Below are 11,699 nucleotides of genomic sequence, written 5' to 3'. Positions count from 1 at the left end.
AAGATGTTATCTGTAAAATGTAAAATGTTTTGCGTAATGTTTAGTACATCTTACATTTTACAAAAAACATTTCACTAGCCTAGAAAGAAATCGCCAGCGAAGTCGTTACAAACGTATTCGTATCCGTTGGAAGATTTTCTTTATTGGTGAAGATTTCGTCTTTACTCGAAAGATTTCTAGCTTCAATTCTAAACATAACATTATCAGTAACTAGGTAATCAAAGTTAGCCGAAAATCCATAAGTTTTAAAACCATTTGGCGTTTCAGTCCCGATAGCTATCGGGATAATTACACCTTTTTCATCACTATAATATTCACCTCTCACTGCAAGCTGAATTTTATCAACTGGTTTGTATTGCAGAATCAAAACGGGCGAAAACCAAGTATCATATTTATCACTTCCTTTAGCCGATTGCTGAGATCCAATATCAAAACCAGCAGTAATATTTGTCTTTTCCGTTACTTTAAACTGTCCGTAAAAGTTGTTGAAATAACGCCATTTTTTATCAATATCCGGCTGTTCATTTCCAACATAAGTACTCCAGTTCAAAGCGACCCGATCAGATGGTTTGTATGTAACCTGAGTTCCAAAAGCAGGCGTTTGATTTCCTTCTACTTTCTCGATTCTCTGCCAGCCATTCAAGTACATTCCGGCTAAATACCATTCTCCAGATTCAGATGTATAACCAATTTTAATTCCCGTTTCATAATAAGGAGAATTTTCAGCCAAAATACTTCTCGTTAAAGTCTGACAATCTTTTCCAATTGCGCTTTCAAAACCAATATGCGAAGGCATAATTCCCGCATCAATCCATAAATTATGGTTTTTCGAAATCTTTACACCAATATTCGCTTCGTAAACATTTTTCAATAAACCTTGTTCGGCAGACATATTATACTCGGCATAAGTTCCCGCCATCAAGGCAAAATTTCCCCGAATATTTTCTTTCGAATAATTCACTTTTGCCATTCCTAAATTCAGGTTTACCTCGTTGCTTTTATTATAACTGTAAAAAAAGTTCGGCCGAGTATGATTTTCCGGTTTCCCGAAATCATAACTATAATAAGCGTCCACATATCCCGAAAATGTCAACGGACTTTTAGATGCTGACTGTGCGTGTAAATTGCTAAAACCAAAAACGATTAAAGCAGTAAGTATTATTTTTTTCATTTTGTGGTATTCTATTATTTATTAGTAGATTTTTTTAGGAGCTAATCCCGCTATCCACTACAATCTTTTGTTTGGAACCCCCAAACAAAAGGATTTTCGTTTCTATCGGGGCTAGGGCATTTGGGGTAAAAAAGGCGTTTTTGTTTCCTACAAGGTTTTCAAAACCTTGTAGGTATTTAATTTTAAGATTAGTTTTTATCGTTTAGTTTGTCATTTCGACGAAGGAGAAATCACACTAGAAACTCCGCACAGTTAATCGCCAATCTTTGTCGAGCTACTAACGAAGATTTCTCCTTCGTCGAAATGACAAGAATGCGCATAGAAAAACCTTAGAACCTTAGCGACTCAGAACCTCAGAACCTTTTCTAGCGAAGCTGATCCAAAGCCACATTCAATTCCAAAACATTCACAGTTTCAGGACCAACAATAGCAGTATTAATTTTAGATTCCACCAAGGCTTTTACTTTAGCTTCGTCCAATTTTCTTTCTTTAGCAATTCGTTTCACCTGAATCAGTGCCCCTTGCGGAGAAATATTCGGATCTAAACCACTTCCAGAAGCCGTAACCATATCTGACGGGATATCAGATTTTTTCAAGTACGGATGCACCAATAAAAGTGTATCAATTCTTTTTTGAACCAAAGCCAAATAATCAGGGTTGCTTGGGCCTTTGTTGCTTCCGGCACTTCCCGCCGCGTTATAATCAACAGCTGATGGTCTTCCCCAGAAATAATTCGACTTATCGAATTTCTGACCAATTTTTTGGTAACCAACGACTTTCCCGTTAACCAAAATAGTTTCTCCTTTTCCTTGATTTGGAGCCAATTGTGCGATTCCATAAATCGCTAAAGGATAAATAACTGCGAATAAGATTAAGGTAACCGCAGTAAGTTTTATTATAGAAAATAGATTTTTCATTTCTTTTGAGATTCTAAGACTCTAAGATGCTAAGGTTCTAAGTTTTTTTCTTAGAAGCTTAAGGAATCTAAAGTCTATGTTTTTAATTTGAGTTTTTGTAAACCTGACAGGTTTTAAAAACCTGTCAGGTTTAATTTTTACATGAAGAGTGCAACAATCACGTCAATCAATTTGATTCCAATAAAAGGGACAATTAATCCACCTAAACCATAAATCAAAAGGTTTCTTTTTAAGATGGCACTAGCTCCAATTGGTCGGTAATCAACTCCTTTCAACGCAAGCGGAATCAATATCGGAATGATAATCGCATTGAAAATTACCGCTGATAAAATCGCACTTTCAGGACTGTGCAAATGCATGATATTTAAACCTTGCAACGCAGGAATCGCAGTAATAAAAAGAGCAGGAACAATAGCAAAATATTTCGCAACGTCATTTGCAATAGAAAAAGTAGTTAAAGTACCTCGAGTCATTAAAAGCTGTTTTCCAATTTCAACAATCTCAATTAGTTTCGTTGGATCATTGTCAAGATCGACCATGTTGCCGGCTTCTTTTGCTGCTTGAGTTCCGCTGTTCATCGCAACCCCGACATTGGCTTGGGCAAGGGCAGGAGCATCATTTGTTCCGTCACCCATCATGGCTACTAAACGTCCTTCGGCTTGTTCTTTTCTGATGTACTTCATTTTATCCTCAGGTTTAGCCTCGGCAATAAAATCATCAACACCAGCAGCTTCGGCAATAAATTTGGCCGTAAGCGGATTATCACCGGTAACCATTACCGTTTTGATTCCCATTCTGCGTAGGCGCTCAAAACGTTCTTTCATTCCGGTTTTTATAATATCCTGAAGTTCGATAACTCCTTGAATTTCATTGTTTTTGATTACTACTAATGGTGTTCCTCCGTTAGAAGAAATTGTAATGACTTGTTGCGCAGTATCTTCAGGGAAAGAATTTCCGGCTTGTTGCGCAATATTTTTTGCAGCATCTTGTGCGCCTTTTCTAATGTTGGTTCCATCTTTTAATACGACTCCAGAAGTTCTGGTTTCTGCAGTAAATTTTATATTGTGTGAAATGTTTTCTGTAAGAAGTGAAATGTCTGATTGCATTTTATTATTTACATCTAACATCTTACCTAGTTCTAGAATACTTTTTCCTTCCGGAGTATCATCAGCAAGCGAACTCAAAACAGCCGATTTAACGAAATCATCAAAAGAAATTCCTTTTGTTGGATAAAAATTGGTTGCTTTTCTGTTTCCAATAGTAATGGTTCCGGTTTTATCCAAAAGTAATACATCAATATCTCCAGCAGTTTCAACCGCTTTACCCGATTTTGTAATTACGTTAGCTCGTAAAGCTCTGTCCATTCCAGCAATACCAATCGCAGAAAGCAATCCTCCAATTGTAGTTGGAATCAAACACACAAACAAAGCAATGAAAGCCGCGATCGTGATGGGTGCGTTTGCATAGTCGGCAAAGGGTTTTAGCGTAACGCACACAATCACGAAAATTAAAGTAAAGGCGGCTAATAAAATGGTTAAGGCAATTTCGTTTGGTGTTTTCTGACGGCTTGCACCTTCAACCAAAGCAATCATTTTATCTAAAAAGCTTTCGCCAGGTTCAGAAGTTACTTTTACTTTAATTTTATCAGATAATACTTTTGTTCCTCCGGTTACAGATGATTTATCTCCGCCTGCTTCCCGAATTACAGGAGCACTTTCGCCGGTTATGGCACTTTCGTCGATTGTAGCCAGACCTTCGATAATTTCACCATCGGCAGCAATTAAATCACCGGCTTCACAAACGAAAATATCGTCCTTTTTTAATTGTGAAGATGAAATATGTAAAATGTGAAATGTATCAGGCTGACCTGTTACATTTGACTTTTCACTTTTCACAAGTTTCGCAGGAGTTTCCTCTCTAGTTTTTCTTAAACTGTCGGCTTGTGCTTTTCCTCTTGCTTCGGCAATTGCTTCGGCGAAATTGGCAAATAAAAGCGTCGCCAGTAAAATTAAAAATACAATTAGGTTATAAGTAAAACTACCTTGGTCTGTTGCTCCCATTAATATAGAAACGCAAACAGCAAACATAATGGCTGTTCCAATTTCTACGGTAAACATTACCGGATTTTTGATCATCATTTTTGGATTAAGCTTGACAAAAGACTGCACTAAGGCTTCTTTTACCTGTTTACTTTCAAACAATGATGTGGATTTATTAGTTGTCATTTTTTTTGTTGTTTAATTGGCTGAATAGTTTTTAAACACATAGAAGCATAGGTTCTACTTTGAGAAAAAGACGTTTCACTTGCATCAATACATCCCGAGACTTCGGGACTATGTGTTAGAAACTAGTTTCTTTTGATTTTCTTTTTTAGATAAAGAAAAGACTATGTTTCTATGTGTTTAAAATATTTTCAGCATTGAAAAATGAATTGTTATTTTAAAGTAAAGAATTCTGCCAACGGACCTAAAGCCAATGCTGGGAAGAATGATAAAGCAGCGATAATTGCGATTACAGCAAAAGTCATAATTCCGAAAATTGAGGTATCGGTTTTCAAAGTCCCAGCACTCTCTGGAATGTATTTTTTACCTGCCAGTAAACCTGCAATTGCCAATGGACCAGTGATTGGAATAAAACGGCTTAACAGTAATACAATTCCTGTAGTGATATTCCAGAACGGATTATTATCTCCTAATCCTTCAAAACCAGAACCGTTGTTGGCAGCGCTTGAAGTGTATTCATATAACATTTCTGAGAATCCGTGGTTGCCAGGATTATTTAACCAGCCTGTTGCATTTCCGTTAAACCAATAACCCATTGCAGTATCATGTGCAGCAAAATAAGATGCTAAAGCAGTTCCGGCTAATATTAATAAAGGATGAAGAATCGCGATAAAAGCGGCAATTTTAACTTCCCGAGCTTCGATTTTCTTACCTAAAAACTCGGGAGTTCGGCCGACCATTAAACCAGAGATAAATACAGCCAGAATAATGAAAATGTAATAGTTTAGAATACCAACGCCGCATCCGCCATAAAAGGCATTTACCATCATAGATAGTAGTTGCATAGCGCCACACATCGGCATCGAACTATCGTGCATACTGTTTACAGAACCTGTAGAAATTACCGTTGTGGCAATACTCCAGAAACCTGATATTGCGGGTCCAAACCGAACTTCTTTTCCTTCCATCGCTCCGGTTGCTTGTGCGATACCCATTTTTTCGATGGCAGGATTTCCGTTGATTTCACTCATAACTGTCGGAACAACCAAGAGTAAAAATCCAACCGTCATTACGCCAAAAATGATATTCGATAATTTTCTTTTGTTGAGGTAAAATCCAAGAGCAAAAATCATCGCAAACGGAATAATCATTTGCGCCCAAAGTTCAATTCCATTCGTAAAATAAGTTGGGTTTTCTAATGGATGCGCTGAGTTGGCTCCAAAAAATCCACCACCATTTGTACCAATATGCTTAATGGCAATAAAGGCTGCGGCTGGTCCGCGAGAAACTTCTACATGATCCCCTTGCAACGTTGTAATAGCATCTTTTCCTTCAAAAGTCATTGGAGTTCCGCTAAATACTAGTGCAACAGCTACAATCGCTGAAAGCGGCAATAATATACGAGTACAGCTTTTGATGAAATAATTGTAGAAATTGCCCAACTTTTCTGTAGTTCTTTCTTTCATTGCTGTAAAAATCATAGCGGCAGCCGCCATTCCGATACCAGCAGAAACAAATTGAAGAAACATCAAGACGATTTGTGAAAGATAGGAAACCCCGCTTTCTCCCGAATAATGCTGTAAATTACAGTTTACGATAAATGAAATTGCAGTATTAAATGCCAAATCTGGCGTCATGGACGGATTATTATCTGGATTTAAAGGCAAAGAAGCCTGAAACAATAAGACAAAAAAGCAAAGAAAGAACCAAACCATGTTTATACTCAAAAGTGCTTTTAAGTGTTGCTTCCAGTTCATTTCTTCAGCCGAATTAATACCGCTTATTTTAAAGATGAGTTTTTCAATTGGATTGAAAATCGGGTCAAAAAGTGTTTTATCTCCCAAATAAACTTTAGCAATATATTTTCCTAATGGAATCGCTAAAACAATGGTTAGGATAAAAATACCAATGACGCCTAATAATTCTGTGTTCATAATATGTAAGTTTTTGTAAAATGTGAATTGTAAAAAGTGAGATGTGATTTGTAAAATGGAATTAGCGCATAACATCTAACATCTCACTTATAACTTTTTACATTATTAAAATTTTTCGGGTTTGATTAGTACATAAATCAAATACACGAAAACGGCGATTGAAATAATAAATAGTGCAGTCATGATTTAGATTTTTTCAAAAAATTCAACAGAGAGAAAGCAAATGGCAAACAGCACAACGGCCAGTCCAAGTAAAAGAAAAGTGATCATAATATTATTTTAGATTTTAGATTTGTGAAGTGTGAGAAGTAAAAATGTGATTTGTGAAAAGTGAGAAATACATCTTACATTTCACAAACAACATTTCACATTAGACTCCCGAAGCATTAACTTGCTTGATATATTCTGCTTTAAGCGTTTGAGGAAATAGATGTGAAATATTGCAGTGACGCATTTCCATAAAAGAAGAAACTGAAAAAACATATACATTAGAAATGGCATTTTTAGTTTCGATGCTTCCGGTTACAAATAAGCGTTCAGCAAGTGCAAGGCATTTTTTTGCACGAACGATGTTCCCAGAAATAATAGATTTTTTGGTTATCTCAGCAAACCGTTCGGCTTGTTTGTAGATTGAGGTTACTTGATTTTTCATTTGGAATGAATTTTTAATGTTCTCTCTTCTTATGCCAAAATATGTTCCGAAAATGTCAAGTTGAGTTTAAAGTGTTGTGAATAAAAGGAATGGAGTTGTGTGCCAAAAATTAGGCATAAAAAAAGCCTATCAAAATGATAAGCTTTTATTGAAATGATAAGGTTTGTTGAATTGTGTTGATTTTTTCTAAACACATAGAAACATAGTTAAAATATGTTGAAAGGCATTTCATTAAAAATAAAACGCATAGCTATGTGAAAAACTAGTTTTCTTAAAGCATCTCAAAATTTAAGATTTTAATTCTATGTTTCTATGTGTTTAAATAATCACTGCGATTGGATATTGTACTCTTCCAGCTTTCTATACAAAGTCGCAATCCCAATTTCTAATAATCGTGCCGTTTCAGCTTTATTTCCTTTTGTATAATTTAAAACCTTTTGAATATGCAGTTTTTCAACACTCTGCATGGAGAAAGCGGACATTGATTTGGTACTTTTTTCAGCTTGATGTTGCATTTCATATGGTAGAACATCTGAAGTTAAAGTATCGCCATTACTCAAAATAACCGATCTTTCGATAATATTTTTAAGTTCGCGGATATTTCCCGGCCAAGAATAAATTTCTAATTTCTGTAGAAAATCATCAGAGATATGTAATGTTTTTTTATTCGTTTTTTCAGAAAACTGTTTTACGAAATGATTTGTCAAAACTGCAATATCTTTGATTCTTTCTCTTAAAGAAGGCAGTTTTATTTCGAAGATATTCAAACGAAAATACAAATCAGAACGGAAACGATGTTCGTCGCTTTCTGTTTTTAGATCTCGGTTTGTAGCGGCAATTAATCTAAAATTTGATTTTTTAGGAGTCGTATCTCCAACCGGAATATATTCAGAAGTTTCTAAGACCCGCAATAATTTTGCTTGAAGATCAATTGGCATTTCCCCAATTTCATCAAGAAATAAAGTGCCTCCGTTAGCTTCTTCAATAAAACCTTTTTTATCTTTTACAGCTCCCGTAAAAGCGCCTTGTTTATGACCGAAAAGTTCGCTTTCTAAAATTTCTTTTGTGAAAGTACTGCAGTTTAATGCGACAAATGATTTTCCTGCACGACTACTGTTTTCATGAATCGCTTGTGCAAAAACTTCTTTTCCGGTTCCGGTTTCGCCGGTCAATAAAACAGTCGAATTGGTTTTGGCAACTTTTTGTGCAAGGTCAATTACTTGTTCAATTCCTTTTGATTTTCCAATAATGGTATTGAAAGAATATTTATCATTGATTCGTTTTTCAAGCTGTTGAACTTTTTTCTGCAATTGTACTTTTTCAACAGCTTTATAAAGAAGCGGAATAATTTTATCATTATCATCACCTTTTACAATATAATCGAAAGCACCGTTTTTCATTGCCTGAACGCCGTCAGGAATATTTCCAAAAGCGGTCAGCAGAATAACTTCTGTCAGAGGAAAACTTCCTTTTATATTTTGAAGAAAATCAACGCCATTTCCGTCAGGCAGTTTCACATCGCACAAAACGACATCAATTTCAGTTTGCTCCAGTTTCTTAAAACCCGATTTCAAATCTTTGGCTTCAAAAACTTCAAATCCTTCCGATTTTATAATACGCGCCAGCAGACTTCTCAGTTTTTCTTCGTCGTCTATAATTAAAATTTTGTGTGTCATTTGCAGATAAGCTAAACCCGAATGGGTATTTTGATGTACAAATTTAGGTTTAAAATCACTTTCCTTTTTTGATTTAGAGGAAATTATTTTCAAAGAGTAATTTGGTTTTAAAATATTTTTCTCAAAAAGAAATGTACTTTTAAGCAAAATTTGAATCCATATTATTTATGTTAAAACGCATTCTTCTTATCGGTATACTGTTCTTCGGATATTTTACTTGCTTTTCAAATGAAGTAACCGAAAAAGATTCTTCAAAATCAAAAACGATTTCATTTAAAATTAAATTAAAATCGGAAGAGAAAGTCCAGATTAAAGTTGCTCCTTTAAAGTACAACAAACATTTTGCTTATAGTTTTACTCTAGATGATGGATATCGATCAGCTTATTTGACGGCTTTTCCATTATTGAATGGAGGAAAAATCAGTAATCCAGATAAAAACGAATGGAAAATTGATCAAGGCGGAGACGGAACAACTTCAAATGGTCTTTTTTATTCAGACGGATTCGGAAATAAAATCCCATTTAAATTGGCTTTGGCAGTTAACGGAGGTTCAATTCGTGATTTGCCAGCAAACCGCGGACATCTTGCATGGTCGGAAATCAAAGAAATGTATAAGGCTGGCTGGGATATTTTGAATCATGGTTTTCATCATGCAACAAAACACGGCACAAATTATTTGACAGAAGTAACCGAAAATACAACTTCCATAAAACAGAATCTTGGTTTTACAATGTCACATTTTGTAGTTCCGGGAGGAGAAGGCGATGAAAAGTATTATTTGGAATATGAAAAAGATGCACTTAATAATGGACATTTTTCGGTCGCGTCTTATTATGGTGTTGGCCCAGTTTTTAAAGTTGATTCAAAAATGAATTTAGACAAAATTATTACGGCAAGAACTTTTGTGCAGAGTTCAAAAGATACAACTAGTTTTAAAACAATGGATCGTTATTTAAAAACATTGGATTCTATCGTAAAACAGCCAAATCCAGTTTGGTTTAATGAATTCACGCACGGAACGGGAAATACAAATTTGTGGAACTTAAGTATGCGTTTTCCAGATTTCAAATATTATATGACAGCACTTGCTGATAAATATGGTGTAAAAGGAAACGATTCAATTTGGATGGCGCCGTGGCAGGAAGTTTATGAATATATTTGGCTAAGAGACCGAGTAAAAATTGATTATAAACAAAAAGGAAAAGATGTAGAAGTGAAAATCATAATTCCTGAAATCCCTGAAGTATTTAGATATCGCGAAATTACTTTAGCGATTGACACTTCTTCTAAATTCGAAATAGAATCTGGCAAAGATCTAATTATAAAAGATGATGGTAAAACAAACCATAAACTAATTCATTTGAAATTAAAAGAATAAACATTTGTAGCTACAAATATTATAATTCTATTAACATTAGAAAGCAAAGGGCATCAATATAAATGAGTTAATTTTGCACCTTAGCATTATTTTATATGAAAAACCCAATTTCAGTTTCAATATTAGAGCTTGCAATTATTACGCAAGACAGCAACGCATCAGAGACATTTCAAAAAACAAAAGACATTGCGCAATTAGCAGATAAACTCGGATACAAACGAATTTGGCTCGCAGAGCATCATAATATGGCACATGTTGCAAGTACAGCAACTGTGGTTTTGATTGGATATGTCGCAAGTCAGACCGAGAATATTCGTGTAGGCTCAGGCGGAATCATGCTTCCAAATCATTCTCCTTTAGTTGTAGCGGAACAATTTGGGACATTAGAAACACTTTATCCAAACAGAATTGACTTAGGTTTAGGAAGAGCGCCAGGAACAGATCAGCCAACTGCCGAAGCAATCAGAAAAGATTTTTTTGAGCAAGCGCAGCGATTTCCTCAAAATGTAAGTAAACTCCAAGAGTATTTTTCATCTGAAAATGTTACAGGAAAAGTTCGCGCATTTCCGGCGGAAGGTCTCAGCGTGCCAATTTGGATTTTGGGCTCAAGTATGGAAAGCGCAGCTTTAGCTGCAGCTTATGGCTTGCCTTATGCATTCGCTGGACATTTTGCTCCAAAACTGATGATTCAAGCATTTGAATTCTATCGTGAAAATTTTCAGTCTTCGGAGTTTTTAGAGAAGCCCAAAACAATGGCATGTGTAAATGTAATAGCAGCTGATACAAATGAAGAAGCCGAATTATTGTCCACAAGTTTGTACCAAATGTTTTTAAACTTAATTAGGAATGATCGTAAAGGTTTACAGCCACCGGTTACATCGCTTGACGATATTATGAATGAAGCAGAACGTTATCATGTAAATCAAATGACAGCAGGAACCTTTACAGGAAACAAAGAACAATTGATTACAGATCTAAAAAAGTTTATCAATTATGCTAACATTAATGAACTAATGGTAACAAGTCCTATTTTTGATCATCAGGCAAAATTAAAAAACATTCAAATCACAAAAGAAGTAATAGATAATTTGAACGAAAGTATACATATATAAGTATACATAATATATAAGAGTAGATTTCATTCACACAACCCGACAGGTTTTTAAAACCTGTCGGGTTTATTTTTTATACATATATTAGGTATAAGTATTTTTGCCATCCCAATTTTCGTAGAAGTGCGTCTTATGCGCAACACAAATCATACCTAATATATAATAGTATTCGTTTTGTCAGGGAGCTGTTTCCCGCTATCCGCTTCACACGAGCGATAGCGAACTGACGAAGTAATCTTTTTGCGGCGAACCCCGGCACAAAAAGGATTTTCGCTTCTATCGGGGCTAGGAAACCAGTTTCTAGAAGAAAAACTTGGCGCCTCTGCGACTCTGCGTGATCAATATCGGCGGAAAGGAAAGTTTTGAAGTTTGTTTTCTCCTCAGAAACTGGCCTGAAGAAGTGAAGATCCGTCAAAATAGGGGAACAAAAGAGGGCGCCAAACAAATAATCCGCGCCTTGATTCAGAAAAACCCCACAAGTTTTCAAAAAAGTTTAAAATGTAAAGAAACGGTTTCCAGCGAGTTAGGAAAAAGATTGAAAAAAGAAGAAAAAAAGAGGCGAAAAAGTCTTGTATAACTGAATAAAGGTTCTACTTTTGCACCCGCAACAGCGAAGGCGTTCATCGAAATACTGGC

9 protein-coding genes are annotated in these 11,699 nt (G+C 35.5%); 2 read left to right on the top strand and 7 right to left on the bottom strand.

Features of this window, described 5'->3' with window-relative positions; all coding sequences use genetic code 11:
- Positions 1-79 precede the first annotated feature (79 nt).
- The 7 genes from FND99_RS12655 to FND99_RS12625 all read right to left on the bottom strand — a co-directional run bounded on the left by FND99_RS12655 (position 80) and on the right by FND99_RS12625 (position 8,572).
- Positions 80-1,171 (bottom strand): porin, encoded by a 1,092-nt coding sequence (locus FND99_RS12655; RefSeq protein WP_144338329.1) that lies wholly within the window; start codon positions 1,169-1,171, stop codon positions 80-82.
- A 365-nt stretch (positions 1,172-1,536) separates the two neighbouring features.
- Positions 1,537-2,088, bottom strand: a complete 552-nt coding sequence (locus tag FND99_RS12650; RefSeq protein ID WP_144338328.1) for a K(+)-transporting ATPase subunit C — start codon at positions 2,086-2,088, stop codon at positions 1,537-1,539.
- A 137-nt stretch (positions 2,089-2,225) separates the two neighbouring features.
- Complete coding sequence (gene kdpB, locus FND99_RS12645) at positions 2,226-4,313, bottom strand: potassium-transporting ATPase subunit KdpB (RefSeq protein ID WP_144338327.1); 2,088 nt, start codon at positions 4,311-4,313, stop codon at positions 2,226-2,228.
- A gap of 209 nt (positions 4,314-4,522) precedes the next feature.
- Entirely contained in the window at positions 4,523-6,244 is a 1,722-nt protein-coding gene (kdpA, locus tag FND99_RS12640; protein ID WP_144338326.1) for a potassium-transporting ATPase subunit KdpA, read from the bottom strand.
- Between the two features lie 105 nt (positions 6,245-6,349).
- A complete protein-coding gene (gene kdpF / locus FND99_RS12635) occupies positions 6,350-6,427 on the bottom strand; it encodes a K(+)-transporting ATPase subunit F (protein ID WP_073099479.1) in 78 nt (25 codons plus the stop codon).
- Positions 6,428-6,614: 187 nt separating this feature from the next.
- Positions 6,615-6,896, bottom strand: a complete 282-nt coding sequence (locus tag FND99_RS12630) for a DUF7674 family protein (RefSeq protein ID WP_144338325.1) — start codon at positions 6,894-6,896, stop codon at positions 6,615-6,617.
- Positions 6,897-7,222: 326 nt separating this feature from the next.
- The gene (locus FND99_RS12625; RefSeq protein WP_144338324.1) at positions 7,223-8,572 is read right to left on the bottom strand and encodes a sigma-54-dependent transcriptional regulator; all 1,350 of its coding nucleotides are present in this window, start codon (positions 8,570-8,572) and stop codon (positions 7,223-7,225) included.
- Between the two features lie 167 nt (positions 8,573-8,739).
- Between FND99_RS12625 and FND99_RS12620 the strand changes: the two genes are divergently transcribed.
- Together FND99_RS12620 and FND99_RS12615 are read left to right on the top strand one after the other, a co-directional pair.
- Entirely contained in the window at positions 8,740-9,951 is a 1,212-nt protein-coding gene (locus tag FND99_RS12620) for a polysaccharide deacetylase family protein (protein WP_144338323.1), read from the top strand.
- Positions 9,952-10,046: 95 nt separating this feature from the next.
- Positions 10,047-11,063 carry an LLM class flavin-dependent oxidoreductase gene (locus FND99_RS12615; protein ID WP_144338322.1) on the top strand — a complete coding sequence of 339 codons (1,017 nt, stop codon included), beginning with the start codon at positions 10,047-10,049 and terminating at the stop codon, positions 11,061-11,063.
- Positions 11,064-11,699 lie beyond the last annotated feature (636 nt).

The sequence above is a fragment of the Flavobacterium daemonense genome (assembly GCF_007341385.1).
GTDB classification, from domain to species: Bacteria; Bacteroidota; Bacteroidia; order Flavobacteriales; family Flavobacteriaceae; genus Flavobacterium; species Flavobacterium daemonense.
This window is presented reverse-complemented; position numbering and strand designations above follow the sequence as displayed.

Bases quoted from the DNA above. Each gene is read 5' to 3' on its own strand.
- FND99_RS12655 (WP_144338329.1), bottom strand. From the start codon at position 1,171: ATGAAAAAAATAATACTTACTGCTTTAATCGTTTTTGGTTTTAGCAAT.
- FND99_RS12650 (WP_144338328.1), bottom strand. From the start codon at position 2,088: ATGAAAAATCTATTTTCTATAATAAAACTTACTGCGGTTACCTTAATC.
- kdpB (WP_144338327.1), bottom strand. From the start codon at position 4,313: ATGACAACTAATAAATCCACATCATTGTTTGAAAGTAAACAGGTAAAA.
- kdpA (WP_144338326.1), bottom strand. From the start codon at position 6,244: ATGAACACAGAATTATTAGGCGTCATTGGTATTTTTATCCTAACCATT.
- kdpF (WP_073099479.1), bottom strand. From the start codon at position 6,427: ATGACTGCACTATTTATTATTTCAATCGCCGTTTTCGTGTATTTGATT.
- FND99_RS12630 (WP_144338325.1), bottom strand. From the start codon at position 6,896: ATGAAAAATCAAGTAACCTCAATCTACAAACAAGCCGAACGGTTTGCT.
- FND99_RS12625 (WP_144338324.1), bottom strand. From the start codon at position 8,572: ATGACACACAAAATTTTAATTATAGACGACGAAGAAAAACTGAGAAGT.
- FND99_RS12620 (WP_144338323.1), top strand. From the start codon at position 8,740: ATGTTAAAACGCATTCTTCTTATCGGTATACTGTTCTTCGGATATTTT.
- FND99_RS12615 (WP_144338322.1), top strand. From the start codon at position 10,047: ATGAAAAACCCAATTTCAGTTTCAATATTAGAGCTTGCAATTATTACG.